Origin of the sequence: Streptomyces incanus (genome assembly GCF_042656345.1) — a bacterium.
GTDB lineage: Bacteria > Actinomycetota > Actinomycetes > Streptomycetales > Streptomycetaceae > Streptomyces > Streptomyces incanus.
Genome location: NZ_JBHSPC010000087.1, coordinates 1 through 26,792, shown reverse-complemented (window position 1 = coordinate 26,792; position 26,792 = coordinate 1). Strand labels below are relative to the sequence as shown.

Sequence of the window (26,792 nt, the reverse complement as noted above, 5' to 3'; positions counted from 1 at the left end):
GCAAAACCTGGATGACCCTCGCCGCCGTCACCACCCTGACCCTGCTACGCCGAACCAAACGCACCCCTGCATGAACCACCTCAAGCACTCACAGTCGCCGAGTCGACCCACGAGCCGTCAGGAGCACGGCCGGTCCAGGCGGAACGACGCCTCAGTCGGCCGCCACGGTGCGTACATCTACGGCAGTTCGTCGAACTTCGGGGGCGGGAGCCGTTCGCTGCGGTCACGGCTTGCCCGAACCAGACCAGCGCCCGCAGGAAAAGCCGGATCGTACACGGCCTCCCCGGCACGACCCGGTGCCGTCTGCGTCAGCCGTGGTGTCCGCCGAGCCGCTCTCAGACGGACCCGGACTACTGGAAGGCCGTGCCGAGCGCGCGCAGTTGAGCGCGGCGGGCCTGCATGAGTTCTCCGGTCGGCGCAGGGCGGTGTCCAGGAGCCATACCCCGCGGCGGAACAGTTGGAAGCCGATGCTCTCCCACAGTGCGGCGATCTCCTCCTTCGCCTGGAGCCGATAGGCCTCGGAGACCTGCTCACAGTCTTCGGGGTACTCACCCATTCCGGGAAACACCGCTACCGCGCAACAGCCCCCAGACAGGCGGCGGATCGCCTCGACAACCAAGGCCACGCGCTGGCCCTGCCGCCGCCTCTCAGGCACGACCCGCCAGCCCCTGACCAGCACAGACCAATCCACCTGAACCACGCAGCGATAGAGAAATCCTGCACCGATCACTACATTCCTAAATGATCACTGAACTTGCACTTCAGAGCCTCCGCGACTTCCGATCCTCCGCGGAAACCCCAGCTCGGAGACACACCGCGCCACAGCGCAGAATCCTGCACCGATCACTAGATCCACAGGTCAGCGCATCACTCACCTAGTGATCACTAACGGATTTGTCAGAGCAGCGATTCGGCCCCCGACGGGCATCCCTCCTCGCGGCCGTGTACCGGCCCACACTGGTCACCCGCACGGCCGCCGCGCTCGCCCTGGCCGCGGGGCTGATACCGCGCGCGGCGCTGCTGCTGGTCCTGGCCGGGGCCACGATAGAACTGCTGTACCTCAAAAGCCCCAACGCGGTGCGGTACACGCTGCTGACCGGCGCCTGCCTGATGGCCGCCGGCGATCTCGGCCAAGGGCTGAGCATCGGACACGAGCCACTCGAGGGCACCCGGTGACCCGGGACCGCGACGCCCGGGTCCTGCGGGAGCTGGTCGCGGCGCACGGCGAGACGTTCGCACAGGAGGCCGGTATCACCCTGAAGGACACTCCGCAGCCGCTGTACCGGCTGCTGGTGCTCGCCATACTCCTCAGCGCCCGGATCCGCGGCTCGGTCGCCGTGGCCACGGCCCGGGCGCTGTCGGACGCGGGCCTGCGCGATCCGCGCCGCATGGCCGGATCCGACTGGCAGGAACGCGTCGACGCGCTGGGCCGCGGCGGCTACCGCCGCTACGACGAGCGCACGGCCACCCAGCTCGGCGACGGCGCCGAACTGGTGACCGAACGCTGGGGCGGCGACCTGCGCCGGCTGCGCGAGGAGGCCCACGGCCAGGTCTCCGAGCTGCGCGACCTGCTCCAGGAGGTGCCGGGGCTGGGCCCGGCCGGCGTCAGCATCTTCCTGCCCGAGGTCCAGCAGGTCTGGCCCGAGGCGGCGCCGTACCTGGACGACAAGGCGCTGTCCGGGGCGCAGCGCCTCGGGCTGCCCAAGGACCCCGGCCGGCTCGTCGAACTCGCCGGCGACACGGAACCGGCCGTCCTCGCCGCCGCGCTGGTGCGGGCGGCGCTCGACAAGCACGTGGCCGAGGAATGCCTCGGTCACGCCGCCTGACCAACGACGGACGGCGTTCCCCTCACGGCCGTTGCGACCGTCGCGGCCGTTGCGGCCGTCACCGCCGCCGTCACCCGAGCGGCCCCACCTCGCAGTGGCGGGCATGCGAGGTGCGGGTCCGCGCGCCTAACGTCGAATGGGCACACCAGTGACGGTGTCCGGGACGGCCCGACGCCGTCCGCGGATGCCGGTTCGGCGTGGGAGGCCGGTCAGCCATGAGAATCACCGCAGCGCGCCACCGCCGCGACCGCGACAGGCCGTTGCTCATCCACAGATGGCGCCAGGCGGCGGACCGGCATCTGACCCCCGTACAGCGGTCGCTGCTGATCACCTGGATCTCGTTCGGGGTGACCTTCGGATCGGTCCGCGTCATCACGCATGGCATCCGGGGCGGCTGGCTGCCCTGGGGCAACATCTCCGCGGGCGGCGAGCACGTGCACCACTACAACATCGGGATCGCCACCCTGGCCGGACTCGGCCTGATCGCCGTACGCGGTGATGAACGCGCCGTCGGGCACCCTGCCGCCGCGGCCGCCTACGGCTGCGGTTCGGCGCTCATCTGCGACGAGTTCGCGCTGTTGCTGGACCTGCAGGACGTCTACTGGGCCAAGCAGGGCCGGCTCAGCGTCGACGTCTCCTTCGGCGTTCTCTCCGTGCTGGGCGCCTATCTGACGGCGAAGCCGTTCTGGCACGAGGTCGGCCGTATCACGCGGCACCACCTCGTCACCGCCGCCCGCGGCGGCGCCACCGCCTGACGGACCACCGACGTGCATGCCGCGCAGGCGGTCGCACCCACCGTGAGGAGGGCGCTGTCACGTTGTTGGGAGCCTGGATCTCTGACCCTCGATCCACCGCGTGATCTCTGATCACGCGGTGGATCGAGGCTGAGATCCCACAGACGCGCCTGAACGCCCTTCACTCCACACAACGCTAAATCCCCTACCAGGGCTGGTGATCGGGCCGCACCAGCCCCGTACAGTGATCCGGACGACCCCGAGGAACCGGAGACCATGCCCAAGCGGAACAAGCAGTTCGGCCGTATTCGGCAACCGCAGGGTTGTGGTAGGCGTTTGGTGTTGATGGTGTCGTCCGGTTGGTGAAGGGCGTTGTCGTTTCCCAGGTGAGGTGGATGACGCCTGTATGGGCGGGAGTTGGGGCCCGGCGCAATGCCGGACGTCCGTCCGGCGAGGGTGGAACCAACCCAGCCCGCCTGACGTGCAGTTACATGGACCGCCTGGGATAGGGGGACATGTGGGAGGACGGGGGAACGGTGTCGACCGGGGATGACGTCGAGCAGTTCGCGGCGCTGCTGCGCCGACTGAAGGACCGCACGGACCGGAGCTACGGCTCCCTGGCCCGGCGCCTCAACATGAACACCTCCACGCTGCACCGCTACTGCGCGGGCGAGGCGGTCCCGCAGGACTACGCCCCGGTGGAGCGTCTGGCCGCCTTCTGCGGGGCGACACCGGAGGAACGCCTCGAACTGCACCGCCTGTGGCTGCTCGCGGTGGCGGTACGACAGCGGTCTCGGGCGGGTGAGGGGGCGACGGAGCCGACACGGGCCGAGGAGACAGCGGAGCCGACAAAGGCCGAGGGGGCGCTGGAGCAGGCAGGGGGCGAGCGGGCTTCGGGTCCGGACATCCGGACGGTGCAGGGCGTGGGTGACGGCGCGGACGGCATCGGTGGTGACGGGGGCAGCACGAGCGGTGCACCGCCGCCACTCGACACGGGCGCACCCGATGCCTGGCCGCCCATTCCCGGCGCTCCCGGACCGGGAAGTCCCGAGCCGACGGCCCAGTGGGATGCGGCCCGCTCGACCGGACGGCCCTGGTACCGCCGTCGCCGCACCGCCGTCGGTGCCGCCGCGGTGACCGTGTTGCTGGTGACGCTGGGCAGTCTGCCGGCGCTGTCGGCCGGTCGGTCTCACGACAACTCCGCCAAGGCCCCCGGTCGGTCCCGTACAACAGGAACCGGTACGTCACACCGCCCCTCTGCCACTGCAACCAGCCCCTCCTCCAGTCGTTCATCGGCCTCGCCCTCCGCAGGAGTACGGGCTTCGGGGAGCCCCGAGTCGAAGGGCGGACCGTCGGCGGACACGAAGAGCGACGCCCCGGTGTCGACCGGTGTGCCGCTCGCCTGGACCGCCGACTCGCAGATCTGGCAGGGCGGTTGCGGGCACGACTACGTCATCGCGAAGAAGCCGGCCCAGGTGCCCCCGCCGCCGGTGCAGCAGGACGCCGGGGTGTGGGCGGCGACGCAGGGGGCGGTGCCCGGGCGGCAGACGAGGGTGCAGATCTCGGTGCAGGGGAAGTCGTCCACGGCCGTGGTCCTGGAGGCTCTCGAGGTCCGTATCGTCAGCCGCGGCACCCCGGTCACCGGCAATGCGTACGCCATGGGCCAGGGTTGCGGCAGCGACCTGGCGCCCCGTGAGTTCTCCGTTGACCTGGACGTCAACCGCCCGATCGCCCACGCGGGCCCCGGCAATGACAGCGGAAAGCCCGTCCCTGCGGTGCAGTTCCCCTACCGCGTCTCCGCCGAGGATCCGGAGGTGCTGCTGGTCACCGCGACGACCGAGGCTTACGACTGCGACTGGTACCTGGAACTCGACTGGTCCTCCCAGGGCCGCACCGGCACGGTCCGCATCGACGACCACGGCCGCCCGTTCCGCACCAACAGCATCAAGGGCCTGCCCCACTATTGGTACGGCACGAACGGCGACGGTGTGCGTCAATGGGTGCCCGTCGACTCTTAGAAGCCCTGACAGAGCCGTTTCACGTGGCGGTGAGTGATCAGGTAGACGGCAAGGCCGAGGAATGCTTCGTGGTTGTCGTCGCGTCTCTCCCAGCGGATGCGCAGGCATCGGAAGCCGTGGAACCAGGAGTTTGGTGCGTTCGACGGCCCCGCGGAAGGCGCCCGGGCCAGAGCCGTGCGGCCGGCCCGGTCATGACACAACGCGTCCGAGCAGGCGGCGGGTCCTGCGTGAGCAACGGTCGGCTGCCCAGACTTCCGGCAGAGGGCACCGCTCCGCCGTCAGCGGGCGCTCGTGGTGGCGATGTCGCTGATGTGGTTGTACCGCTCCACCAGCACGAAAAGCTTGGTCTTCTGCGTCGTCTCCCCACTGCCGAAGGCCAGGGTGACGATGACCTCATGGCCGTTACCCACGGCGCCGTTGTCGCTCACCGTCCACTGCGCCGGGACATTCTGGGCACGCAGGACGCCGTCCGCCCCATTCTTCTTCTCCCACGCCGCCAGCCGCTTGGCGAAGTCGGGCGTCAGGTAGTGCTTGCGGAGCGCCGTGGCCAGCGTGACGTCCGGGTCCGCGTAGTCGCCCTTCGCGTCGATGTACGCGCCGTAGAAGTCGGCGACCCGGGTTACCGCCTGGCCGAACGTGCCGCTGACCGACTGCGATGCGGCGGCGGACGCCTTTGCGGGGGCATGGACGGACGCCTGTGCCGACACCTGTGTCGACACACCGAGTCCGACAGCCAAGACGAGGCCGGCGGCGACGGCCGCGCGGCGGCCCGGACGACGGTGTGCGGAGGACTTCCTGTTCATGTGCGTCTTCCTTCTCTGGTCCGTATGTGGTTACTCTCGGCCGATTCCGGCTTTCGTGCCGAAGGCGCCTGCCGACTTGTCGCCATCTCGTCCGCGTCCGATTCGAGGGACAGGACGGCCCGACTGCCCCATCGGACAGGAGTCGGCCCGGTGTCTTCGCCCCGGGGCCGGCGTGTGGCGGCGGGCGCCGTGGGGAGCCGAACGCCGCGCCTTGAGTACTCGGGCACACAGGTGTCCTGGTACGCAGGCGCAGGGTAGGTGTCGTTGCCGTGCTGCTGCCGGGGCGGTCGTTCTGCCTCGGCCGGTGCGACACCCACAGCTTCGAGGACGGCGGGGATCCACACAACGCCTGCCGCCACACCTGCGACGATGGAACGATCCCACCCCTGTTGAACTGCGGAAACAGAGGTCCCTGGGATGCCCTGAGATGCCGTCCTGGGACGCGGAGACGACTCATGGCGGTCGGCCGACCACCGGGTGCGGCCGACACGGCACAGGGCCGCGGTCTATCGGCCGCGGCTTGCAGCCGTTCGTGCCGCGGTTACTGACTTCGGCGTCTTGAGGTCTCTTCGTCGAACCCGGTGACGGAGTCCACCGTGACTGGTACGCCGGAGACATGCGGTATCCAGACGGGGGCGGGCTGACCGCCGGGCAGCGCAAGCGCCACGAAGAGGTACGAATGTGTCTCGTTTGACGCAGTAGTGCGCATCGGTGTCATAGGGGGAGTCGAACCGCAGCGAGGCGGGCGGCAGGGCGTGGCCGTCCCGCCAGCGCAGGGATCCGTCCACGTCCCAGAAGTAGTGGTGGACCCAGACCTGGCGAAGGATCTCCACTTGAGGAAGAAGCCGCAGGTGGGGTGGGGCGCTGGCGGCCCAGGCGGCGGCGAGGATCTTCTGTCCGTCCCGGCCGAACTCCTCGGCCCGGGCGGTCACGGCCGCTTTCCCGCCCGGTAGTTTGCCGATCTCCACCCGGCGTCCGTACCGCTTGGCCCACTCGGGCTCGATCAGCGGAGTCAGCCAGGCGGGGGCGGCCTCGGCCAGTTCCTCCAAAGCGGCCCGCAGCGTCTCCCCGACCAGCTCCAGGCGGCTGAGGCTGCGAACCGCGGCCAGCACATGGGTGGCGTCGGTACGCTGCCGGCCCCCGGCCTTGAGCAGGCCGGCCTCCACCAGGCGGTCCAGCATCAGCCCAAGCAACTGGCCGGCGGCGCCCTGCTCACCGAGGTCCTCTATCTGTCGCTCCTCTGGGCGGCGGCGACCGCGACCGTCGTCAGCCGCAGGGCACGATGACGGCATACCGACGTACGACAAGGACCCCCGGATTTTGCCTTGATCTGGGGGCTGTTGTCGTCACCGGCGGTCCGGTTCACAGGCGCGTGGCCACCGTGCGGGCCAGGTCCGTCAGCGGCTGATCGTTCTCCGCCGCCGGGTTGCCGCGTACGAGTCGGATCGATACCCACTCCTCGGCCACCCGCAGGAAGACCGAACCGTCCTCCAGATACGCCTCGTCACCGATGCCGTCGAGCGGCTTCAGTTCGTGACCGAGCTGGCGTTCGGCGTCGTAGTAGTTCTGCCCCGACTCTCCGGCGAAGATCTCCACCTGGGCGGTCGGCCCGGACTCGGGTGCGACGTAGGTGCAGGTCTCGTCGACTACGTTGCCGGGCTTCACCGGTGTGCCGGCGAGCCGTTCGGCCTCCTGCTGGGTCACCAGCGCGCACGGGTCCCCCACCGAGGTGGGACTGGTGGGACTGGGCGCTTGCGACGGCTCCTCCGCGTTCGGCTCGGCCGGTGCCGACGTGGCCGAGGCGGTCGGGCTCGGCTTGTTCGTGGCGTCGGAGTCTGCGTCCTGGCACCCCTGAAGGGTCAGCATCAGCAGCGCCCCCAGGGCCACCCCCGCCAGGGACAACGGGCGGTTGCGGCCACGGTCTCGGCTACGGGATCTGGTGCGGGTACGGGTGTGCGTCATCGGTTCGGTCCCCCCTCGTAACTGGCTCCGGAACTCCCCACAGGGGCAGGATGCCCGGCGCAGGTGAACCAACAGACGTTCCGGAGTCAGGACTTGGTTTCAGCATGAAGACCTCGAGTCCCTCGATGAAGCCAGGGCACTCGAACGTCTCGTCCAGGTCCATGGGACACAAAGAGCCGTGGCCCGAGCGCTAGTGCAGGGTTCCTCTTTCGGGGCGTAGGTTGGTGGGGATGCTGGTTCGAGTCGGTGGAGGCGAGCCGCATGCCGAAGATCCTGCGGGCGCGTCCGGCCGCGGATGCGGCCGAGGAGGAGAAGGTCCGCAAGCTGGCCGGGGCCCGGCACGCCCCGGGCGACTGGATCCAGCGGGGCCGGGTGGTGGTCTTGAGCTGGGAGGGGCTGCGGGTCCCGGAGATCGCCGGGGAGCTGGGCTGCCATGAGCAGACGGTGCGCCGCTGGCTGCACCGCTTCAACGCCTCCGGCCTGGACGGTCTGGCCGATCTGGGCGGGCAGGGCCGCAAGCGGCGGATCACCGAGGCCGAGCGGTCCCGGATCATCGCGCTGGTCCGGAAACCGCCGCCCGGGCGCCCGGTCCCCGGGGCCGACGGCGCCCTTCAGGCCGCCGACGAGGCCGGTGCGCCGGTGTGGACGCTGGACGCACTGGCCGAGGCGGCCCGGGCCGAGGGAATCGAGGTCCGGCGCAGTCAGGTGCGCCGGATCCTGCTGGCGGAGGGCGTGCGCCGGCGCCGTACCCGGTCCTGGGTGCGGAGCCGGGATCCCGACTTCGCGGGAAAAGGACGCGGATCGTCGCGCTCTACACCAGCCCGCCCGAGGGCGTGACGGTCCTGTGCGCCGACGAGCTCGGCCCGGTGATCCCCCGCACCTTCCCGCCGGCGCCGGGATGGTCACCGGACGGGCACCGGATCAAAAGTGAACTCGACTACAGCCGGGGGCCGGAGAAGACCTGGGTCTACGGCGCCCTGCGGCCGACGGACGGCCGGGAGGTCACCATGACCGCCTCCTCCCGAAACAGCGTCAATTACCAGTGGTTCCTGCAGATGGTGGAGGACGCCAACCCGACGGGCGAGATCGTGGTGGTCACCGACAATCTCTCCTCCCACAACAGCCTGGCCACCCGGACCTGGTTGGAGGATCACCCCCGCATCCGGCACGCCTTCATCCCGGTCGGCGCCTGCTGGCTGAACCTGCAGGAGGGCTGGTGGCGGATCTTCCGCAAAACCGCTCTGGCCGGCCAGTCCTTCGCCGACCCCGCCGAGATCGACCGGGCCACGGCCCTGGCCACCACCCAGCTCAACGCCCGTGCCACACCCCGAAATCAAGCCGGTGGATCCGGGCTGAGAGTGGTCGCGCCACAGAAGTTGGGCCAGAACCGGTTCTCGTGAACAAAGCCAGACGGCCGCAACGAAGACCACGACCCGGAAGGCCGCGAAGAAGTCGCCTACCGAGAAGGCTTCCCCGAGGAAGCCCCGGCACAGCGTGCAGGCCTCTCGGACCCCGCCCCGGCCGGCGTCACGCCGCGCAGTACGTCGCGAACGTGTCGCCTGTCTCGGGACACACGCAGCAGACAGCCCCGGCAGTTGGCCGGCCCGCTGCTCGTAGGCCCAGACGGCGAAGACCGCGCGGCCTGCTTGGCCTTGACCGCGGCTTTCTTGGAGTCGTCCTTGGCGGCCGCGGTCTCCTCGGCCGCCTTCTGCGCGGCCTCCTTGGCCATCTGTGAAGCCTCGACCGCCTTCTTCGACGACTCTTTGTGTGAGAAGCGCATGGGCACGCCGCTTAAGGGCCTGGACCAGGTTCTCCGCATTAGGGCATGTTCACGCCATGTTGAGTACCGTATTATCCGTTCGACGATTGGACGGGGTGTGCCGGTGGACGGGCTGTTGTCCGGGCCAACGGCCGGGGTACGGGGGATGGGGCGATCGCCACCGTAGCCGTCGTCGGGGATGTACCTGCGCCGCGCTCACTGCCGGACCACAGCGCGGGCCCCTCTCGGCGGTCTGGGCCGCTCGCCCTCGTGAGGGGGATGACACGGTGCTGGTGACGGAGTTCCGGACGCTGGATCTGCCGGCGGCCGAGAGGTTCGCGTCCTGGTACGACATGACGGTCAGCGCACTGATACCCAGCGTGGTCCATAGTGACCATGAGGGGGACTTCCGGGCGAGTGCGCGGGTGCTGGATCTGGGTGGCGTTCAGGTATCGGCGCTAGCCTACCCGTCGCTGGAGACACGTCGAACGGCGAAGATGATCCGGCGCTCTGATCCCGAATCCATGCAGCTGATGCTGACTCTGCGCGGGGGCCATCGGATCCTCCAAGGCAGCCAGGACACCACCAGCGGCTCCCGTGAGGTACTGCTCTTCGACACCTCACGCCCCTGGCACGGCTGGGCGAGCGCGGACCCTGACCCGGTGGAGGGGGTGTTGGTGCAATTCCCCCGGGCGCTGCTGCCGCTTCCGGCGAACAAGGTCAAACGGCTCACCGGGATGCGTCTGTGCGGGCGTGAGGGGGTGGGCGCCCTGCTGTCCGCCTACCTCACGCAGCTCAGCGCGGGCGCCGCCTCGTACACCACGGCGGACGGCCCCCGACTGGCCACCCTCACCCTCGACGTGCTCACTGCCTTCCTCGCTCACCACCTGGACGCAGGCGCGGTACCGCCCCAGACCTACCGGGGGGCCCTGCTGCTGAAGGTGCGTGCCTTCATCCAGCAGAACCTGGCCGACCCCGAGCTGTCCCCGGCCACGATCGCGGCGGCCCACAACATCTCCCCGCGCTCCCTGCACCGGCTCTTCGAAGAGAACGGCGCGACCGTCGCCAGATGGATCCGCGTCCGACGGCTGGAGCGCTGCCGCCGCGACCTGACCGACCCTCTCCTGTGCTCCCGCCCGGTCCGCGCCATCGCCGCCCGCTGGGGATTCACCGACCCCGCCCACTTCAGCCGAGCCTTCCGCACTGCCTACGGGACCAGTCCCCAGGAGTACCGCCAGCAGTACCAGTAGTCGTCGCGCCCCTGGCACGCCTGGCGCCGGGTGGGCACCATGAGCGGCCACCGGATCCTCCACCTCTGCTTCGACCTCCCGGCCGGCCACAACGCCGACCTGTCCGCCCCTGGCACGCGTTGTCAACCAAACGGCGCTGAGGGTCAACGACATCCCGATCAGGGGCCGCAAGGATCGGAGGCGCCTTCGGAGGTCGGGGGAATACACAGGCGAGTGCGTCCGGAGGCAATGAGGGGAACCCGGCTCGCCGCTCTGGAGGACCGAGAGATATGCGTACACGCATCGCTGCAGGCGTCTTTGCTGCCGCTGTTATAGGCAGCACCCTGGCGCTCGCGCCCAGCGCACAGGCCCAGCCGTCGGCCGCCACGTCCTGCTACGGCAGCGCGAAGTCCTACTCCAAGCCGTCCGGCGACCGGTGGTATCCGAACAACGGTCAGACCCGCCTCACCATGCCGGGGAACTGCAACGACATCAACATCAAGCCCAACCAGAAGACGTCGATTGCCGTCTGTTTCTACCCGTCCTCGGGCGGAGTCAAGTGTCAGGAATCCTTCAAGACGGCACCGGCAGGCCAGTGGACCGTAGTTGCCACCGATGTCAAGCCTGGCACACGCTTCATCTTCGACTTCAGTTCGACCACGGCCAACACCGGCGTGTGGGCTGGCTGATGAAGCCCGCCGCTCAGTGATCGCCAGGTTCCCCCAGGCTGAACCCTGGGGGAACCTGGCCAGCGTGCAGTCCGCCAGTGGCGTGGCTGTTCGGCTACGGGTGCAGATTTTCTGAGGGTGCCTCGTTGGGGTGATTCGCAGGGGTTCGGGATGTGGCCGGTCGTGCCGGCTTCTACCGTCGCCGGGGTCGATCCCGCCGTGAAGGGTGCGGGTGTCGAGCGAGGGTGGGTGTGGGGTGCCGTCGTTGATGGAGGCGTTGGAGGCCCGGCGGGCTGAGGTACTGGGTCAGGCCGAGCGGCTGCGTGAGCAGATCGCTGGCCTGTCCGAGGAGTTGTCGCGGGCAGAGGAGCGGCTGTCGCGGTTGCAGATCGCGCGGGAGACGGTGGAGGAGGTGCTGCCCGCACCGTCTTCGTCGGTGCCGGGCACGGACGCCATGGTCGGGGGTGCCGGCGGAGTCGCCGTGGCGCTGGTGAAGGCCGAGGCGGAGCTGGACGTGACGGTGATGTCGCCGGAGTACCGGGAGATCATCGCCTTGTTCGCGACCTCGGGGGCGGCGATGCGCTGCAAAGAGGTCTGCCGGCACCTGGGTCCGGGGACCGAGCCGCGGCATGTCGAGGGGATGCGCTCGAAGCTGAAGCGGCTGGTGGAGCGCGGGATCCTGGCCGAACCTTCGTCCGGGCTGTTCAAGGTCGACGGCAGGAAGCAGGGGTGGTGAGCGTGGCGGGGCCGGCTGACGGTGTACTCGCGGAGTGTGAGGACGCCTTCGCCGCCTCGGCGGGTCTGTTCGCCGCGGCGTGTGCGGAGCTGGCGGCCCCCAAGGCGGCGGTGATGACGCACGCGCAGTTGGAGGATCTGCTGGGAGCGCGGATGCGCGAGGTCACCCGGCAGTTGTTCCAGGACCACCTGACCCTGCGGGCCGGCAACGAGGTGCGTCGGCAGGAGGTCATGGACGCCGCCGGTGCCCCGCGCTCCCGGATCGAGCGGGACCGACACAGGAGGCTGGCCACGGTGTTCGGCAAGGTCACCGTGGTCCGGATCGCCTACCGCGGCACCGGCGTGGCGGACCTGCACCCGGCCGACGCGGTGCTGAACCTTCCGGACGGAATGCACTCGCACGGACTGGCCAGGCTCGCCGCGATCGAGTCCGCCCGCGGCAGCTTCGCCGACGCCTGCGAGCGGATCAACGCCCACACCGGCTCCGGCATCGGGCACCGGCAGGTCCAGGAACTCGCTGTCGGCGCCGCAGCGGACATCGACGCGTTCTACGACGCCCTCGTGCCAGCTCCCTGCACCGACACCACGCCACTCATCTTGTCGGTCGACGGCAAGGGCGTGGTCATAAGACCCGAAGCCCTGCGCGAGGACACCGCGAAGGCCGCGGCGGCCAAGGGCGGCAACGCGATGAAGACCAGGCTGTCGGCCGGGGAGAAACACGGCCGGAAACGGATGGCCACCCTGGGAGCCGTCTACGACGCCGAACCCGCCCTGCGCACGGTCGACGACGTCATCGCCGACCCGGACCGGCAGGACGACGCCGTCCACGGCACGGCGCCCGAGCGCCGCCCTGGGCCGAAGGCCCGCTCGAAGTGGTTGTGCGGTTCGGTGAACGACACCGCCGCGCAGGTGGTCGGTGCCGTGTTCGATCAGGCGGAGCACCGCGACCCCGGCCACCACCGCCCGTGGGTCGTCCTGGTCGACGGGGCCCGCCACCAGATCGACCTCATCAAGGCCGAAGCACGGCAGCGCGGTGTGAAGGTCCACATCATCGTCGACCTGATCCACGTGCTCGAATATCTGTGGCGAGCGGCATGGTGCCTGCACGACAGCGGTGATGCCTGTGCCGAAAACTGGGTCGCCCGCCATGCCCGCGTCCTGCTCGGCGGCGGCGTGCAGCAGACCGCGACCGCACTCGAGGAAGCCGCCCGCGCCACCGAATTGCGCGGCGCCCGGCGCAAGGGCATCGACGAGGCCGTGAGCTACCTGACCGGCAAGGCCGAGTACCTGCGTTACGACACCGCCCTGGAACGCGGCTGGCCGATCGCCACCGGGATCATCGAGGGAGCCTGCCGGCACCTGGTCAAAGACCGCCTGGACATCACCGGCGCCCGCTGGGGCCTGTCCGGAGCTGAAGCCGTACTCAAGCTCCGCGCCCTGCGCAGCAACGGCGACTTCGACGCCTACTGGGCCTGGCACCAGCAGCAGGAATACACCCGCAACCACCAGACGCGCTACCGCGACCGGCTCATACCCACCCCCTGATCGACAGTACCCTCATTGGATCTGCACCCAAGTCGAACCTGCTGGAAACGATCCGCCTGGTCCTGGACCCCTTGCTGTCCGATGCGCGGCGCCTGCTGTGCGAGGAGGGCATCTTCGACGGCCACCCGGCAGGCCTGAGCGGCGGGGCAGAAGTGACCATTGTCGTGGACCTGCAGGGTGAGCCGCGGGTGACCGCATTACGCGTTTGTGAAAACTGGCCGTGGAAGCGCCCGAAGCATCCCTCCGTACGCACTTCGTACGCACTTCGTACGGAATTCGTGCGGAGGAAGAACGCGGTTCGTACGGTTCACGGGATAGGGTGTCGGTCAGGAGGTGTTCCATGTCCGAGCTGTTCGATGCGGTCGACGCGCTGGTCGCGTCCCGCTCTCCGCTCCCGCCGGCGGAGGAGCGCAAGCGGCTGCGTACCGCGCATGGCCTGACACTGGACGAGGTGGCCGCCGCGCTTAAAGTGCGCCGTGCCACGGTGAGCGCCTGGGAGTCCGGCAAGACCGAGCCCCGCCCGCCGGAGCGTGAGGCGTACGCGCGGCTGCTCAAACAGCTCGTGGAGCTCTACCCCGCTGCACCGGTGGCGGAGATGATGGCCCCGGTGGTGCCGACCACGATCACTGGCCCGTCTGCCCTGGCCGACGCGGAGACCCTGTCCACAGGCAAGGCGGCCGAGGCTGCGGCCATGACTGCAGACGGGAACACCCAGACCAGCCCTGCCCCTGTCACCGCTGCTCTGGCGGCCGCGCCCCGTCCGGCGCGCACCACCAGGCCGACGTCGTCGGCGTCTCGGCGTCCGGGTACGAAGCAGACGGCCCCGGCCGGCACCCCCGCGGGCGGCGCCGACGCGCGCTTCGAGAACGGGCCGCTCGCGGTCATCGATGTCGAGGAGGGGAAGGTGCTGGCGTACTGCGTCGGCGGCCTGGTTCTGGATGTGCCCGCCAAGTCCATCCCGGCCCTGGTCAACTGGACACTCACGGAGGCAAGGCTCGGACAGCCGAAACTGTCCGGGCCGGGCAAGGACGCCGACCCGTTGCTTGTTCTCACCGAGGCCGCGCTGGAGCGCTACGGCCTGCCGGTTGCCCTTACCGAGGAAGAGCGGCTCGCCGGGCGGATCCCCGAGGGCCACAAGGTCATCAAGCAGCTGGCCCGCGCCGACTGGAAGCTGACGAAGCGCGGGTTCGGCCCGTGGGCGCGGATCTACCGCCCCGCCACCGGTTCGGAGCGGGCCTGCGTGCAGCTGTGCATCCCGTCCTGGCACGCGCTCGACACCCGCCACTGGGGCGAGGCCGGACAGCTTCCGCCGGCGGAACTCGCCCGGCTCCTGGGCACGTACGCGTCGCGGGTGGTGACGCCGCGCGGCTCCACCGCCGTCACCGGCCTGGAGCTGATGACCGCGCTGCACCCGCCGACCCGCGCCTCCGAGCCGGACGCCGACGGCAAGCGGCACTCCGAGCGCAACCCGGGCAGCCTGGGCAAGGACCCGGTGGACTGCGCGCCGTGCGAGGCCCCGGACGGGCACCCACTGCTGGCGGACCTGCCCCGCTTCCACATGCGCGGCCCGGCGGAGAAGCTCTTCGAGGAGGCGTACGACTGGGCACGGCCGATGACCGACGCCGAATGCACCCTGCGGTACTTGGTCGGCATCGACGTGAACATGGCCTTCGCCGCCGGCGCCAACGGCCTGGCCGTCGGCCTCAGCTCGCCGACGCACGTCACGCAGCCCGTATTCGATCCGAAGCTGCCCGGCGCGTGGCTGGTCGACCTCTCCCACGTCGACCTGTCCCGCGTGAAGGTCGCCAAGGACAAGTGGGCGGACCTGGACCCCGGCCTGCTGCCCAGCCCGTTCACGCCAACGGGCGAGCGCCCCGAGGGCCCAGCCTGGTACGCCACACCCACCGTCGCCTACGCGGTGGAGCTGGGCTACGAGGTGCGCCCGACCGAGGCGTGGGTCCGCTACGAGAACGGCCGCTACCTGGACGGCTGGTACCACCGGCTGCGCGACGCCTACCTCGCCACCATGGACGACCTCGGAGTGGACACGGACCTGGAGCCGGCCGACTTCCTGGCGGCCATGGACGGCTACAGGGAGCGCGACCCCGAGCTGGCGATCGTTGTCTCCGCGATCAAGGCGACGGTCAAGGGCGGCCTGGGAAAGCTGCGCGAACGCCCGCGTGGTGAGGGCTGGCGGCCCGGCCAACCGTGGCGTGCCCTTGCCCGGCCGACATGGCGTCCGGACATCCGCGCCGCGGTCATCTCCCGCACGCGCATCAACCTCCACCGGAAGATCGTCAAGCATGCGGCGTTCACCGGCCAGTACCCGGTCGCGGTCCTGTCCGACTGTGTCGTGTACGCGGCCGACGGGCCCAGCCCGCTGGATTTTCTTCCCTACCAGGACGGCAAGCCGCTGCCGGGCGGCTTCAAACTCGGGGTGAACCCCGGCCTCGTGAAGTGGGAAGGCACCCAGACTGTGCTGTGGGGCGAGGGCGTCCGCGAGCGGTTCAACGCCCCGGAGCTCAACCTCGCCCGGTACATCAAGGACGGCACCGTCACCGGCCAGGACAACGGGGAGTAGCAGGCGATGAGCATGTTCGGGGACGGCCTGGACGCCGCAATGCAGAAGACCTTCACCCGCCCGGCGCCCAAGAGTGCGCCCGCGCAGATGCGGTACCTGGTCAAGCAACTCAAGGGCACCAGGGCGGTCGCCCAGATGCTGCGGATCTCCCAGCGCACCGTCGAGCGGTACGTGAAGGACCAGATCAAAAAGCCGCGCCCGGAGCTTGCCGCGCGCCTGGAGCGCGAGGTCAAGAAGCGCTGGCAGCCGCAGATCCGGGCCAAGGCCCGGCAGAAGGCGGCGACCACCGGCGGCATCGTCATCGACACCCGCGCCCGCCTCGGCTACACCGCGCCGATCGGGTCGACGGACCAGGACCGCATCCGGCACCTGACCGTCGCCCTGCCCCCGCGGTACGCCGCCCGCCTCTTCGACGCCCAAGCGGCCGGCGTCAGCGACCAGCAGTTGCGAAAGATCGCTGCCGAAGGGCTCAAGGAGGTGTACTTCCAGGACGGCGGCCGCCGCGCCGGCAGCCTGGAGGAGGTCCGCTTCACCGACATCGAGCACCTCGACTTCGACCTGTAGGCGTCCCAGACCGCGCTGCGAACCCGGACCGCTGTGACTGAGCACTTCATCTGGCGAGTGAGCGGTTCACCCGGCAGAGCTGAGCGCTCTGGTTGGCGTGAGCATTGCGGCTGGTGAGCGATTTGCTCTCTGTTTGGTGACGGTATCTGCGGATGTCGTTGCAGAGCGGGTGCATAGGATCGCCGGCATGGCACTGCGACCTGTTCAGGTGAACATAAAGGCTCTTGACGACTCGGCGGTCGGCCAGTTCTGGGCGGAAGCGCTCGGCTGGAGTGTTTCCAGCGAGGGACCCGGCGTGACCAACGTTGAACCCTGCGCCTGCCGAAAGCTCATCCGCGCAGGTCATGCGGCATGTCGGTACTCGTGGAGGATGCCGCCGAGTCGTTGGCGTCGTCGTATGTCGAGGCGGGTGATCTGCTTCGGATCGCTGATCGGCATCGGCAAGGGGCGTAGCGGGCGGGCGTTGGCGATGCCTTGATGGGGCCGGTGGGAGTTGCAGAAGTCTTCGAACTCGCGTAGCGCGTGGAGCAGGTGTCGCTGGTTCCAGATCAGGGTGCGGTCCAGCAGCTCGCGCCGACAGGTCTGCACCCACCGCTCCATGATTGAGTTCATGCGCGGCATCCGTACTCCGCTGAGCACCACCTCGATACCCGCGTCCTTGAGGACCTCGTCGAACAACCGCGGGAACTTCCCGTCCCGGTCCCGGATCAGGAACCTGGCCCGGCAGCCGGCGTCCTCGAGGTCCATGACGAGGTTCTTCGCGACTTGCGTCACCCAGGATGCGGTGGGGTGCGCGGTGGCGCCGAGGACCCGGATCCGGCGGTTCGCGTGCTCGATCGCGGCGAACACGTACAAGCGGGCCCCGGACAAGGTGACGGTCTCGAAGAAGTCGCACGCCAGGAGCGCGTCGGCCTGGGAACGCAGGAAGCCCGCCCAGGTGCTCGAGGCCCGCTCGGGCGCCGGGTCGATGCCGGCCTCCTTCAAGATTTCCCAGACGGTGGAGGCGGCCACCGTAACGCCCAGAACGAGGAGTTCGCCATGGATGCGGCGGTATCCCCAGTTGGAGTTCTCGCGGGCGAGCCGCAGCACCAGCAGCCGGATGGAGCGCACGGTCCGCGGCCTTCCCGGGCGCTTGGGCCGGGAGCGCGCAGCGTGGCGGCGTGCGACCAGATCGCGGTGCCAGCGCAGCACGGTGTCCGGACGCACCACCAGCCGTATCCTGCGCAGCACCTGCGAGGGCAGGCGGTGCAGCAACGCCGCCAGGAACGCGCGATCGTTCGGGGAGAACCGAACCTTCTCGCCACCGAGTTGGCGCTCCAGCACCGTGATCTGATGCCGGAGGGCGAGGATCTCCGTTTCCATGTCCCGGTCGCTCATGGGCAGCAGGCGCAGCACGGCGAACGCGTTCGTCACGGTCAGGTAAGCCAGTCGTAGCAGCACGACCAGCCATCATGCCGGGGTGATCGCCAGTCCCGCGAGAGCACCGATTCCAGCGTCCGTGCTCGAGAACCCGCGCATCCCGCACACCGGCTCCTACCTCGGCGGATGAGGTTTTCGGCAAGGGCAGCGTTGTCCGTCGAGGCTGGCACCGTGGTGCTGCGCTCACGCCGGGGCACCGACATGGGGCCGGCCTTGCCCGAGATCGTGGCCGCAGCCGGGTGGCTGCCGGACGCGACCGCGCTCGACTGCGTTATGTGACCTGTAGGGGTGTCTCAAGCCCCAAGGTGTCTCAGAAGCTGTTGTCTTTCCGAGCTTGAGGACGGCGTTTTGCCTGGTCGGGCATAGGGGTGGCGGTTCCGTGGGAGTGGTGGCCTGTCGGATGGTCACTGCTTGGGGAGGTTGCGGATGCCGTCGGTCGTCGGACTGCTGGAAGAGCACGAGCTCGCCGCTCGCCGTCGCGTGGATGGGCTGCGGGAGGAGGCCGACCGTATCCAGGCCGAGCTCGCTGCGGCCGAGCTGGAGTGGCAGGAGTGGGTGATTGCCCGCAGGCGGGTCGGCGCGGTGCTGGCCCCGGCGGGCAGCGGCACCGCCGGGGCGGAGGCCGTCGCGGATCCGCCGGGTACGGCCGCGCGGTCGGTGTCCGGGGATGCGGTGAAGCCGAAGTCGCGGGTTCCGGTGTGGCGCGAGGGGCTGGCCCGGTCGGCGCTGCCGGTGGACTACCAGCGCATCCTCACCGCACTCGCGGACCGGGCCCGGCTCGGTCAGGGGCCGATGACCTGTCAGGAACTGGCCGTGGGGTTCGGCATGGACGTGGTGCCGGCGCGGGTGGAGGCGCTGCGGTCGAAGGCGAAACGGCTGGTGGCCCGCGGCTGGGCGGTGGAGTCGGCGCCGGGCCGGTTCACGCCCGCGACGGGCGTGGCCGGGCCAGGCGGCGGGTCATGAGCAGGGTCATCGACCAGTAGATCATCGCCTCGGCGCTGCTGGTGCGGCGTTCGACGTCGCGGACCAGGCGGCGACTTTGCATCAGGTGGGCGAAGAGGCGCTCGACGATCCACCGCTTGGGCAGCACCACGAAGCCGCGCATGTCGTCGCTGCGTTTGACGATCGCCAGGACCAGGGCGAACGTGGCCAGGCAGTGCTCGACGAGGCTGCCGGTGTAGCCGCCGTCGGCCCACACCAGCTCCAGCCGGTGGTGCGCGGCGGCCACCCGCCCCAGCAGCACCTGGGCGGCGGCGCGGTCGCCGATATCCGCGGCCGTGACCATCACCCCCAGCAGCAGGCCGAGGGTGTCGACCACGACGTGCCGCTTGCGGCCGTTGACCAGTTTGCCGCCGTCGAAGCCGCGGCTGTCCGCGCCGACGACGGCGTCCGCCTTGATGGACTGCGAGTCGATCACCCCGGCCGTCGGCTCCGCGTCCCGGCCCAGCTTCTCGCGGACCTTCGCGCGCAGCCGGTCGTGGAACTCCTGGACCAGGGCGTTCTCGCGCCAGCGGCGGAAGAACGCGTACACCCGGTCCCACGGCGGGAAGTCGGCCGGCATCGCCCGCCACTTGATTCCGTTGTCGACCAGGTAGCGGATCGCGTCCAGCATCTGCCGGTGGCAGTAAGCCTCCGGCTGTCCGCCGCGGCCGCGCAGCCAGCCCGGCACCGGCAGCAGCGGCCGGACCTCGGCCCACTCCGTATCCGTCATGTCGGTCGGGTACCGGCGTTGTCGCTCGGGCCGGTCGGCCGCGTTGCCGTACACGTGCGCGAGACAATCACACGATGGAGCAGCCGAGTTGGACTCGTCCGGGACCAGCACGGAAGACTGCGGCACCGGGGCCTCCTGTTGCTCTATGGATTCGACACCCACGAGCTGTTCAGGAGGCCCCGCCTTCATGCCCCGGCCCCGGCAGGATCACCCGACCGGGAACCCGCGTTCGACCACCACCGCTCAAGATCGAAAAGACAACAGCTTCTTAGCGGTTGACGAGGAATGGCCGCTCGGGGGTCCTCAGGCCGGGACGCGTTCTCTGCTCTGTGCGTCTACTTCTGGCTGTTCCGCGACAGAGTGTCGGCGCGTGCGGCGAAGGAGCGCCTTGAAGTCGGGGTCGTGCCCGAGGGGCGACAGGAGGAGAAGGAGGCCGGCCCACATGGCGATGGCGAAGCTCCACAAACCCATGACGACTGCGATGGAGAGGTGGAAGAGGATGCCCGCGGGCAGCAGCATCCAGCGCACCCGTTGGGGCATGAGCAGCGCGGCGGCCAGGGCGATCTCAAGGACGAGTGGTCCCCAAGTGATCACGGCGACACCTACTGGGTTGTCGACGATGATGTCGAGCGCGGGACGCAGCCAGTAAGGAGCGCCGAAGGCGTAGTTGTTGATCCAGTAGTACAGGGCCGTTCCGTCGGCCCATTCGGCGTGTGGCAGCTTGGCCACGCACGACTGGAAGTAGAGCAGAGCCATCTGAACTCGGGCCATGATGATGGCGCTGGTGCCGAGCAGGGCCGACAGGTTGCGCTGGCGGGAGGCTGGCTCCTCAAGTGGCTGGCTGGGCTGCCAGTGCCAACGTCGTTTGTCACCGATGGCCACCATCGCGATGAGCAGGGTCAGGATCCAGGTGATCTGGTCGCCGCCGTCGGAGATGGAAATTCCGGTGAAGACGCTGAAGGCGACGTATGCGTGCGGGATGGCGGTCAGGCGGGGCCGCCACCCACTGGCCGCCACCACCAGGACGAGGCAGCAGATCCAGCGCATCGTGTCGTAGTGCTGCGACGACACCAGGCAGAAGGCTCCGCCTGAGTTGACGCCCTGGCACAAGGGGTAGCGGCCGACGGTGGCGACTTCCCGGAAGAGGGTCGCTGCATCGCTGAACGCCAACGTGCCCAGAGTGCCCAGGGCGAGGAGGGTACGGGCTAGGCCGTAGCCGGCTGCCCAAGGAAGGGGGAAGGCACGTTGGCGCATCAGCACGTCACCTCCAGCACCATGACCTGCTCAGGGCTGTGTGACTCGGGGACGAGGTCGCGCCAGGCCCAGGGTGTGGGTTTCTCCTGCAGGAGGCCGACAGTCCCGCACAGAGTCGGTTCCGGAGACCGGTTCGCGATCCGACGTACCGGTGGCCCGAAGTCGCTCAGGCAGCTTTGTCTGCTGCTTGTGCACTCACGCCAGTCCTTTTTCTGCGCTGCCGACAGCAGGAGTGCAATCTCTACTCCTTGGGCACGCGATTCGCGATCGAGCCCGAAGGCGTTGCGGGGAGAGGAGTGCGGCGTCAGGGAAAGAGGCTTCCACTTACCTGGGGTTCTCTGGTATGGGACCATTTCGGGATCCCGCGGTGACTTGGTAAAGAAGGCCCATCCTTGGGGGGCCATGTTCGCCACGGTGTGCCTGGCTGCCTTTTGGCCGGGCAGCGTGATCACATTTTTCGGTAGCTGAACTTGCGCAACGTACACGACTACAACTGCCCACACAGTGCAGACAATTATCACTGATTTCCGCGAGACGGAGACTTGCCCATTTCCCGTGCGGGTGAATTTGGCATAGAAGGAGCGGATTTTAGTCTTCATGGTGATGTTTGGGTCCCTGCCCGTGTGGAGCGGCGGAAGGGCGAGCCGGGCGCGGGGAGTCTGCAGCCTCCCCGCGCCCGCTGTGCATTAGGCGGCGTTGAGCGCCTTCGTGACCTGCGCGACGGCCTCGTCGTGCGACAGCGGCGTGTCGTCACCCGTAGTGGGCTCCGCGCTCCAGAACCAGTTCTTGGCCTTCACGAAGTTCGCGCCTACGGCGACGGTGACCGTGACGGCAGCGCCGGCTGCCGTGACCACGGCCGCGACATGCACGACCGCTGCGCCGACCGCGACGGTGACGCCACAGAGCTGCCCGTCCTCGACGGGAGTGGCCGACTTGTTGTCCTTGGCGACGGCCAGCAGCATGTTCTGGGCGTCGGTGACGGCCTTCTCGACCTGGCGCGGGTCACCGCTGCGGGCCTTCTCGCTGAAGTCGGCGAAGAAGCTCGGGGACCGCTTGTTGATCAGCTCGATCACCACGTTGGAGGCACGGATCTCCTCCGGTGAGTCGTTGTCGATGTGCTTGCGGGCCTCGGAGAACAGCTCCAGCTTGGAGAGGTCCTTGCCCACCTGGCCCTGGGCGAAGAAGAGTCCGCGGAAGACGTTCTCACCGTCGGTCTTGGCGGACACTGCGGGCGCGGCGACGGCCGTTCTGTCGGATGCACCGAAGGTGTCTGCGGTTGCCATCGGTGCGGCAGCCACGCACAGGGCCGCTGCAGTAAGGCCGGCCACACCTAGGATTCCCCGCCGCTTGATGTTCAACTCGTTCCCCTCGAATCGATGGAATGCCCGAGGGGCCCACATGCGTGCGGTCGACACGCATACCCCCCCGGTGCGCGATCGAGAGCCTCACATATTTGATCAGTACCGCACAAGCACTGGCAGCGATCAGTAACAGCTTGACCGAATACCGCCCCCAGGGTTCTCCCGCGTCAGTGGCCGAACAGCGGTTGCGGACTCGAAATTTCGCTTGACCCGTCGCCAGAGAGCGGGGTAGGGGCGATTCGCTCAGAAAGGGTCCTGGCCAGGTGCGGGGGATCACCTGGCCAGGACCGGCTATCAACTTGAACGTTGAGCGTTCAAGGAGTTAAGGAGGGCAGCTCCGCGCTCGGCATCATCGACACTGACCGCAAAGTCCTTGCCATTGTGGGTGCGGATTACCAGACACTCACCGCTGCGCAGCATCACAGTTGTGCCCAGCCCGCTCAACCGGTATCCCCAGCCACCGACCTGGGAAGGCGTACGCGTCTCGACGCGGGCAGAGGCAATGCCATCGGCCGCCCAGCGTCGCGCCGGCCAGCCCAGCGGCCCGAAGGCCACCTCCAGACCTCGCTCACTGACCCGTGCCTGCACCGAGGCGAAGCCGAGCACCAGGACAGAGGCCAGAGCGAACGGCCCGGCCAGCAGTGCAGCCTCAGCCCCCATCAAACCCCCCAGTCCCGCCACGACGGCGGCCACTGCTACGACACCTGTCACGGCGGCTGTCGCATGGAGCCAGGGGTTGGACGTGCGGGAGAGCCACACGAAGCGCTCTCCTGCGGGAATCTCCATGGTCGGTCCGCCTCCTGTCGGCGCCACGGCCGGAGTACGGCGACTGGCCAGCAAGGCGGCCGCGCCCACGCCAACGGCCGCTACGAGCGTCACGACGACAGAGACCGTCACCGAGTCCGCCTCGCGCCAGTCCGCGTGGTCCAGATTCGCCCGCACGATAGACGCCTGGCCGCCCAGGAGCATCACACCCCCGAACCCGAGCGTCGCGCCGACCCACCCCCCTACTCCGCCACTCGAAGTGACACGGGCCCGCCACCACACCAGTGCCACAAGCGCCGCCGTCACCCCCCAGATCAGCGCCGGGAAGAGCGACGCGGCCCACAAAGGCATTGAACTGTCGGGCCTGCCCGAGCCGGCGTCCCAGTGCGTCGCCAGCCGGTCCGGAAGCCGACTGCCGGCGACAAGCGGCAACGCCACCAGCAGCGCCAGGATCCCTAACACCCAGCCGGTGACACCCCACGCCGCAGCGCTCTTGCGTCCCGCACGGTCGGTCACGAAATCCCCCTGATCATGTCGATGAGATCGTTCTTGCTGTATCCGAGGCGCGCCGCGTCGGCCACGACATCACGGACGCGATCCAGCAACGCCGAGCGTTCAGCCGCCCCATGGGCCACCGTCACGCCTCTGCCGCGCCGGAACTCCAGCACTCCCTCGTCACGCAGCGCTCGAAGACCACGCAGCACCGTATTCACGTTGATTCCCAGCGCCTGGGAGAGGTCCCGTGCTGGGGGAAGCCGGTCACCCGGCGCACACTCCCCCTCAGCAATGGCACGTCGGATCGCACCCGCCACCTGCTCATGCAGGGGGCGATTGTCCGCAGTGTTCAGCCTTAGCAACATGGTGCTAAAGATGATAGCACCAAAGGCTCGAAGAGCCGAGGTGGTGATGGCTTCGGTACAGCGCCCGGCGTCTGCGGTGGAAGACCAGTCCCAGCGGCGAGCGCTTCGCTTGCGTTGACCCTGAGGGCGGGTCGCCTACCAGGCCACCCCGGCCTGCTCAATACCTCGATGGCCTCCTCGTCGTGGCCCTCGCCGACCAGGAGCCGGCCGTGGGCCCGGCGGATCCGGCGCAGCTGTGGTCGTCGCGGTGCTCGAGCTGCTCCAACAGGAACTCCCGGAGCCGGGGATGGCAGCACATCGTGCGCCCGTCGGTCGACCAGACGACGGGCAACCGCAGCGACAGATGCACAAGCACTCCGGGCACAGCGGCAACGTCGTTCAGTGCCAGGTACTCAGGCGGCGTGGAACTCGTGGGCGTGGTCCGCCGCGCCACTCCACCCACTGCGGGTCGTCCAGGATGGCCTCGGGTTCGGCGACGCCGGCGCCCTTGAGGAACACGACCAGGGCGTGGTCGCTGTAGGCGGTGCCGAGGATCTCGTCCTGGCCCCTGCTGTGCACGGTGATTCTCCGGCCGGTTCGTACGTGAGGGTCGATGCACGACGATCGGCGCACCGCTCGCGGTGCTGTCACGTTGACTGACCGGGTGGGATGATCTTCGGGTTGGTCATGGTGGAGGGGGACCGTCCGTGGACAGCGCGTCGCCGCCGTACAAGGGGCATCGGTACCCGGTCGAAGTGATCTCCCACTGCGTGTGGCTGTACTTCCGTTTCCCGCTCAGCTTCCGCGAGGTGGAGGAGTTGATGCTGCAGCGCGGCGTGATCGTCTCCTATGAGACGGTCCGGCGGTGGTGCGCCAAGTTCGGGCAGGCCTATGCGAGCGGACTGCGCCGCCGTCGGCCGCGGCCCAGGGATAAATGGCATCTGGACGAGGTGTTCGTGAAGATCAACGGGGAGCTGAAGTACCTGTGGCGGGCCGTCGACGCCGACGGCAACGTCCTGGACATCCTCGTGCAGAACCGGCGGGACAAGGCCGCCGCCCGGCGCTTCTTCCGCCGCCTGCTGAAGAAGACGTGTGCGGTCCCGCGGGTGATCGTCACCGACAAGCTGCGCTCCTACGGCGCCGCCCACCGTCAGGTCATGCCCTTGGTGGAACACCGCTCCCACCAGGGCCTGAACAACCGGGCCGAGAACTCCCACCAGCCCACGCGGCAACGCGAGCGCGCCATGAAAGGCTTCCGATCGGTGGGTGCCGCACAACGGTTCCTGGCCGCGTTCAGCGGCATCTCACCCCACTTCCGACCCCACCGCCACCTGATGACCGCCACCGAATACCGCACCGAGATGACCATCCGCTTCGCGATCTGGGACCAGATCACCGGCGCTGCCAACCTGCCCACCACGGCCTGAACACAGGCCCGGGCCGCGGGCCCACCACGCCCCGACGCACCATCAGACAGTCACGCACCCAACAACGTGACAACGCCGTCAGGGCAGTGGTGGGTCGAGTTGGAGTCCGGTCTCGGCCATGAAGCCGTCCAGGGTCGCGGGGCGGTACTGCAGGCTCTTGAGCCGGTTGCGGACCAGGGTTTCCAGCCGGTCGACCGTCCCGGCGGTCAGATTGGCCAGCCTGTGCCGGCAGTGCGCCCACACGCCCTCCACCGGGTTCAACTCCGGTGCGTATGCGGGCAGCAGGAAGACGGTCAGCCACGAGCGAGCGGCCACCAGTTGCCGCATCCTCTTCGAGACATGGGTGCCGAGCCGGTCCCAGAGCAGCACGACCGGCGCCCGCAGCAGTTGGTGGGCGCCATCGACCAGCCGCATGTAGTCGGCCTCCGACAGGCTGCGCCGCTCGCCCCGGTGGCCATGGTGGACGCGGATCCGGTAGCCCAGCCGGGTCCGGGAGCCGGACCGCAGCGCGATCAGGCCCGCCAGGGAAATGCGGCCCGACCGGCGGCCGGACACCGTCACCACCGGGGTGCGGCCCCGCCGGCCCCTGGGGGCACCCCCGGGCGGAGCCTGGGGGAGTGCGCCCGGTGGGCGGCCGCTGCTGCCGGCCGGCCTCGTCCTCGAAGCAGATCCAGCCGCCGGTCGCCGCCCGGGTCCTTTTACCTCCGGCCAGGTGTCTTCCTTCCAGGCGGTCACCGCCGCCTCGTCGCGCTCGGCGGCCCGTCGGGCGGGCATCTGCGGGGTGAAGCCGAGCCGGTGCAGCAGCCGGGTGGCGCCGGAGACGCTGTAGGCGATGTGGAACTTCCGGCCGATCAGGGCCGCCACCCGGGCACCGGTCCACACCTGGCCCTCGTCCCAGCCGTGCGCGGCCGGGCCCTGCTCCAGCATGGCGGCCAGCTTCTCGCGCAGCGCCGGGCCGAGCCTGCACCGCTGCCCGCCCGGCCCGCTGGAGGCCAGGGCCGCCGGGCCGCCGGCGGCCCAGTCCCGCCGCCACTGGCAGGCCGACTTCGGCGACACCCGCAGCTGCCGGGCCACCTCCGGCGCGCCGATGCCGGCCGCGAACAGCTCGGCCGCCCGCAGGCGCACCGCCTCACGCCGTGCACGCTCTTTGGCGGTCATCCCGCCACTGTCTGGGTACTTCATACCTCCCGGTCTACCGCCGCATCCGGGGGACGCCAACAGGATCAGTGCCAGCCCGACCCCAAAACGCCGAAGTCAGTAAAGGTCGGTCAGTACCTCTCCGCCTCGAAACGGAAACGGGAGTCGCTCAAAGACATGACGGGAGTGGTGTCCCGGGAAACCAGGAACTCGGGACGCGTGGGCTTCTCCGGGGCATTCGCCACCGCGTTGTACGTGATGAGCAGCAACGCGCGGCGGTCCGGTGACATGTTGTTCGAGGACGAGTGCACGATGCTTGGATGAAACACGTGTATGGAACCGGCCGACCCCATGACCTTCGCGCTGCCCTGCTGCTCCGCCAACCGCTCCGCCCGGCGTAAGCATTCAGAAGGAATGGGCCTGATCGGTGACGGTCGGTGAGAGCGCCTGGTCAG

27 protein-coding genes and 1 pseudogene are annotated in these 26,792 nt (G+C 69.2%); 16 read left to right on the top strand and 12 right to left on the bottom strand.

Annotated elements, in window-relative coordinates; translation table 11 throughout:
• The first annotated feature begins 942 nt into the window (after positions 1 to 942).
• The 4 genes from ACFP2V_RS26565 to ACFP2V_RS26550 all read left to right on the top strand — a co-directional run bounded on the left by ACFP2V_RS26565 (position 943) and on the right by ACFP2V_RS26550 (position 4,578).
• A complete protein-coding gene (locus ACFP2V_RS26565) occupies positions 943 to 1,176 on the top strand; it encodes a hypothetical protein (RefSeq protein WP_381217574.1) in 234 nt (77 codons plus the stop codon).
• Positions 1,173 to 1,826, top strand: a complete 654-nt coding sequence (locus tag ACFP2V_RS26560; protein WP_381217571.1) for an endonuclease — start codon at positions 1,173 to 1,175, stop codon at positions 1,824 to 1,826. The genes ACFP2V_RS26565 and ACFP2V_RS26560 overlap by 4 nt, the downstream gene beginning before the upstream one ends.
• A gap of 215 nt (positions 1,827 to 2,041) precedes the next feature.
• Complete coding sequence (locus ACFP2V_RS26555; RefSeq protein WP_381217568.1) at positions 2,042 to 2,581, top strand: hypothetical protein; 540 nt, start codon at positions 2,042 to 2,044, stop codon at positions 2,579 to 2,581.
• A 494-nt stretch (positions 2,582 to 3,075) separates the two neighbouring features.
• The gene (locus ACFP2V_RS26550) at positions 3,076 to 4,578 is read left to right on the top strand and encodes a helix-turn-helix domain-containing protein (RefSeq protein ID WP_381217565.1); all 1,503 of its coding nucleotides are present in this window, start codon (positions 3,076 to 3,078) and stop codon (positions 4,576 to 4,578) included.
• Positions 4,579 to 4,856: 278 nt separating this feature from the next.
• Here the strand turns inward: ACFP2V_RS26550 and ACFP2V_RS26545 are convergent, their stop codons facing one another.
• Positions 4,857 to 5,381, bottom strand: coding sequence for a hypothetical protein (locus ACFP2V_RS26545; protein WP_145768021.1), 525 nt, complete (start codon positions 5,379 to 5,381; stop codon positions 4,857 to 4,859).
• Between the two features lie 616 nt (positions 5,382 to 5,997).
• Here ACFP2V_RS26545 and ACFP2V_RS38710 point away from each other — a divergent pair.
• Positions 5,998 to 6,063: pseudogene (locus tag ACFP2V_RS38710) on the top strand (helix-turn-helix domain-containing protein); the annotation flags it as partial.
• A gap of 680 nt (positions 6,064 to 6,743) precedes the next feature.
• On the opposite strand, the gene ACFP2V_RS26535 reads toward ACFP2V_RS38710, so the two are convergent.
• On the bottom strand, positions 6,744 to 7,343 hold the full coding sequence (locus tag ACFP2V_RS26535) for a DUF3558 family protein (protein ID WP_208764845.1): 600 nt from the start codon (positions 7,341 to 7,343) through the stop codon (positions 6,744 to 6,746).
• Positions 7,344 to 7,604: 261 nt separating this feature from the next.
• Here ACFP2V_RS26535 and ACFP2V_RS26530 point away from each other — a divergent pair, with 261 nt between their 5' ends.
• From ACFP2V_RS26530 to tpg, 8 genes are all read left to right on the top strand, one after another.
• On the top strand, positions 7,605 to 8,180 hold the full coding sequence (locus ACFP2V_RS26530; RefSeq protein ID WP_381217557.1) for a helix-turn-helix domain-containing protein: 576 nt from the start codon (positions 7,605 to 7,607) through the stop codon (positions 8,178 to 8,180).
• Entirely contained in the window at positions 8,177 to 8,743 is a 567-nt protein-coding gene (locus ACFP2V_RS26525; protein ID WP_381217554.1) for a transposase, read from the top strand. Before ACFP2V_RS26530 ends, ACFP2V_RS26525 begins: the two co-directional genes overlap by 4 nt.
• Positions 8,744 to 9,179: 436 nt before the next feature.
• On the top strand, positions 9,180 to 10,352 hold the full coding sequence (locus tag ACFP2V_RS26520) for an AraC-like ligand-binding domain-containing protein (protein WP_381217551.1): 1,173 nt from the start codon (positions 9,180 to 9,182) through the stop codon (positions 10,350 to 10,352).
• Between the two features lie 269 nt (positions 10,353 to 10,621).
• Positions 10,622 to 11,020, top strand: a complete 399-nt coding sequence (locus ACFP2V_RS26515) for a hypothetical protein (protein WP_381217548.1) — start codon at positions 10,622 to 10,624, stop codon at positions 11,018 to 11,020.
• Between the two features lie 235 nt (positions 11,021 to 11,255).
• Positions 11,256 to 11,735 carry a hypothetical protein gene (locus tag ACFP2V_RS26510; protein WP_381217545.1) on the top strand — a complete coding sequence of 160 codons (480 nt, stop codon included), beginning with the start codon at positions 11,256 to 11,258 and terminating at the stop codon, positions 11,733 to 11,735.
• 2 nt (positions 11,736 to 11,737) lie between these two features.
• Positions 11,738 to 13,279, top strand: a complete 1,542-nt coding sequence (locus ACFP2V_RS26505; protein ID WP_381217577.1) for an ISKra4 family transposase — start codon at positions 11,738 to 11,740, stop codon at positions 13,277 to 13,279.
• A gap of 340 nt (positions 13,280 to 13,619) precedes the next feature.
• Positions 13,620 to 15,860, top strand: coding sequence for a telomere-associated protein Tap (gene tap / locus ACFP2V_RS26500; RefSeq protein ID WP_381217542.1), 2,241 nt, complete (start codon positions 13,620 to 13,622; stop codon positions 15,858 to 15,860).
• A 6-nt stretch (positions 15,861 to 15,866) separates the two neighbouring features.
• Complete coding sequence (gene tpg / locus ACFP2V_RS26495) at positions 15,867 to 16,424, top strand: telomere-protecting terminal protein Tpg (protein ID WP_381217539.1); 558 nt, start codon at positions 15,867 to 15,869, stop codon at positions 16,422 to 16,424.
• 342 nt (positions 16,425 to 16,766) lie between these two features.
• Here tpg and ACFP2V_RS26490 read toward each other — a convergent pair whose 3' ends face one another.
• Entirely contained in the window at positions 16,767 to 17,864 is a 1,098-nt protein-coding gene (locus ACFP2V_RS26490; RefSeq protein ID WP_381217536.1) for an integrase core domain-containing protein, read from the bottom strand.
• Between the two features lie 129 nt (positions 17,865 to 17,993).
• Here ACFP2V_RS26490 and ACFP2V_RS26485 point away from each other — a divergent pair, with 129 nt between their 5' ends.
• Both ACFP2V_RS26485 and ACFP2V_RS26480 read left to right on the top strand, forming a co-directional pair.
• A complete protein-coding gene (locus ACFP2V_RS26485; RefSeq protein WP_381217533.1) occupies positions 17,994 to 18,122 on the top strand; it encodes a DNA ligase-like domain-containing protein in 129 nt (42 codons plus the stop codon).
• A 147-nt stretch (positions 18,123 to 18,269) separates the two neighbouring features.
• Positions 18,270 to 18,806 carry a hypothetical protein gene (locus ACFP2V_RS26480; RefSeq protein ID WP_381217531.1) on the top strand — a complete coding sequence of 179 codons (537 nt, stop codon included), beginning with the start codon at positions 18,270 to 18,272 and terminating at the stop codon, positions 18,804 to 18,806.
• Here ACFP2V_RS26480 and ACFP2V_RS26475 read toward each other — a convergent pair.
• From ACFP2V_RS26475 to ACFP2V_RS26445, 7 genes are all read right to left on the bottom strand, one after another.
• A complete protein-coding gene (locus tag ACFP2V_RS26475; protein ID WP_381217528.1) occupies positions 18,763 to 19,554 on the bottom strand; it encodes an IS5 family transposase in 792 nt (263 codons plus the stop codon). The genes ACFP2V_RS26480 and ACFP2V_RS26475 overlap by 44 nt on opposite strands.
• Before the next feature lie 303 nt (positions 19,555 to 19,857).
• The gene (locus ACFP2V_RS26470; protein WP_381217525.1) at positions 19,858 to 20,808 is read right to left on the bottom strand and encodes a sporulation-delaying protein SdpB family protein; all 951 of its coding nucleotides are present in this window, start codon (positions 20,806 to 20,808) and stop codon (positions 19,858 to 19,860) included.
• Positions 20,808 to 21,407, bottom strand: a complete 600-nt coding sequence (locus tag ACFP2V_RS26465) for an SdpA family antimicrobial peptide system protein (protein ID WP_381217522.1) — start codon at positions 21,405 to 21,407, stop codon at positions 20,808 to 20,810. The genes ACFP2V_RS26470 and ACFP2V_RS26465 overlap by 1 nt, the downstream gene beginning before the upstream one ends.
• A gap of 87 nt (positions 21,408 to 21,494) precedes the next feature.
• Positions 21,495 to 22,091, bottom strand: coding sequence for a sporulation delaying protein family toxin (locus ACFP2V_RS26460; protein WP_381217519.1), 597 nt, complete (start codon positions 22,089 to 22,091; stop codon positions 21,495 to 21,497).
• Between the two features lie 372 nt (positions 22,092 to 22,463).
• Positions 22,464 to 23,450: a DUF1648 domain-containing protein gene (locus ACFP2V_RS26455; protein WP_381217516.1), complete on the bottom strand. Its 987-nt coding sequence runs from the start codon at positions 23,448 to 23,450 to the stop codon at positions 22,464 to 22,466.
• Positions 23,447 to 23,794, bottom strand: a complete 348-nt coding sequence (locus ACFP2V_RS26450; RefSeq protein ID WP_381217513.1) for a GntR family transcriptional regulator — start codon at positions 23,792 to 23,794, stop codon at positions 23,447 to 23,449. The genes ACFP2V_RS26455 and ACFP2V_RS26450 overlap by 4 nt, the downstream gene beginning before the upstream one ends.
• Before the next feature lie 378 nt (positions 23,795 to 24,172).
• Positions 24,173 to 24,352, bottom strand: a complete 180-nt coding sequence (locus ACFP2V_RS26445) for a hypothetical protein (RefSeq protein WP_381217510.1) — start codon at positions 24,350 to 24,352, stop codon at positions 24,173 to 24,175.
• A 128-nt stretch (positions 24,353 to 24,480) separates the two neighbouring features.
• Here ACFP2V_RS26445 and ACFP2V_RS26440 point away from each other — a divergent pair, with 128 nt between their 5' ends.
• A complete protein-coding gene (locus ACFP2V_RS26440; RefSeq protein ID WP_381217507.1) occupies positions 24,481 to 25,200 on the top strand; it encodes an IS6 family transposase in 720 nt (239 codons plus the stop codon).
• A gap of 78 nt (positions 25,201 to 25,278) precedes the next feature.
• Here ACFP2V_RS26440 and ACFP2V_RS26435 read toward each other — a convergent pair whose 3' ends face one another.
• Both ACFP2V_RS26435 and ACFP2V_RS26430 read right to left on the bottom strand, forming a co-directional pair.
• Positions 25,279 to 26,382: an IS630 family transposase gene (locus ACFP2V_RS26435; RefSeq protein ID WP_461091726.1), complete on the bottom strand. Its 1,104-nt coding sequence runs from the start codon at positions 26,380 to 26,382 to the stop codon at positions 25,279 to 25,281.
• Between the two features lie 86 nt (positions 26,383 to 26,468).
• A complete protein-coding gene (locus ACFP2V_RS26430) occupies positions 26,469 to 26,648 on the bottom strand; it encodes a hypothetical protein (RefSeq protein ID WP_381217501.1) in 180 nt (59 codons plus the stop codon).
• Positions 26,649 to 26,792: the final 144 nt, after the last annotated feature.

Excerpts from the sequence above, each read along its gene's own strand:
- ACFP2V_RS26520 (WP_381217551.1), top strand. The coding sequence starts at position 9,180 with ATGTTGAGTACCGTATTATCCGTTCGACGATTGGACGGGGTGTGCCGG.
- ACFP2V_RS26550 (WP_381217565.1), top strand. The coding sequence starts at position 3,076 with ATGTGGGAGGACGGGGGAACGGTGTCGACCGGGGATGACGTCGAGCAG.
- ACFP2V_RS26555 (WP_381217568.1), top strand. The coding sequence starts at position 2,042 with ATGAGAATCACCGCAGCGCGCCACCGCCGCGACCGCGACAGGCCGTTG.
- tap (WP_381217542.1), top strand. The coding sequence starts at position 13,620 with ATGTCCGAGCTGTTCGATGCGGTCGACGCGCTGGTCGCGTCCCGCTCT.
- ACFP2V_RS26535 (WP_208764845.1), bottom strand. The coding sequence starts at position 7,343 with ATGACGCACACCCGTACCCGCACCAGATCCCGTAGCCGAGACCGTGGC.
- ACFP2V_RS26465 (WP_381217522.1), bottom strand. The coding sequence starts at position 21,407 with ATGAAGACTAAAATCCGCTCCTTCTATGCCAAATTCACCCGCACGGGA.
- ACFP2V_RS26475 (WP_381217528.1), bottom strand. The coding sequence starts at position 19,554 with ATGACGGATACGGAGTGGGCCGAGGTCCGGCCGCTGCTGCCGGTGCCG.
- ACFP2V_RS26480 (WP_381217531.1), top strand. The coding sequence starts at position 18,270 with ATGCCGTCGGTCGTCGGACTGCTGGAAGAGCACGAGCTCGCCGCTCGC.
- ACFP2V_RS26545 (WP_145768021.1), bottom strand. The coding sequence starts at position 5,381 with ATGAACAGGAAGTCCTCCGCACACCGTCGTCCGGGCCGCCGCGCGGCC.
- ACFP2V_RS26515 (WP_381217548.1), top strand. The coding sequence starts at position 10,622 with ATGCGTACACGCATCGCTGCAGGCGTCTTTGCTGCCGCTGTTATAGGC.
- ACFP2V_RS26530 (WP_381217557.1), top strand. The coding sequence starts at position 7,605 with ATGCCGAAGATCCTGCGGGCGCGTCCGGCCGCGGATGCGGCCGAGGAG.
- ACFP2V_RS26450 (WP_381217513.1), bottom strand. The coding sequence starts at position 23,794 with ATGTTGCTAAGGCTGAACACTGCGGACAATCGCCCCCTGCATGAGCAG.
- ACFP2V_RS26435 (WP_461091726.1), bottom strand. The coding sequence starts at position 26,382 with ATGAAGTACCCAGACAGTGGCGGGATGACCGCCAAAGAGCGTGCACGG.
- ACFP2V_RS26470 (WP_381217525.1), bottom strand. The coding sequence starts at position 20,808 with ATGCGCCAACGTGCCTTCCCCCTTCCTTGGGCAGCCGGCTACGGCCTA.
- tpg (WP_381217539.1), top strand. The coding sequence starts at position 15,867 with ATGAGCATGTTCGGGGACGGCCTGGACGCCGCAATGCAGAAGACCTTC.
- ACFP2V_RS26460 (WP_381217519.1), bottom strand. The coding sequence starts at position 22,091 with ATGGCAACCGCAGACACCTTCGGTGCATCCGACAGAACGGCCGTCGCC.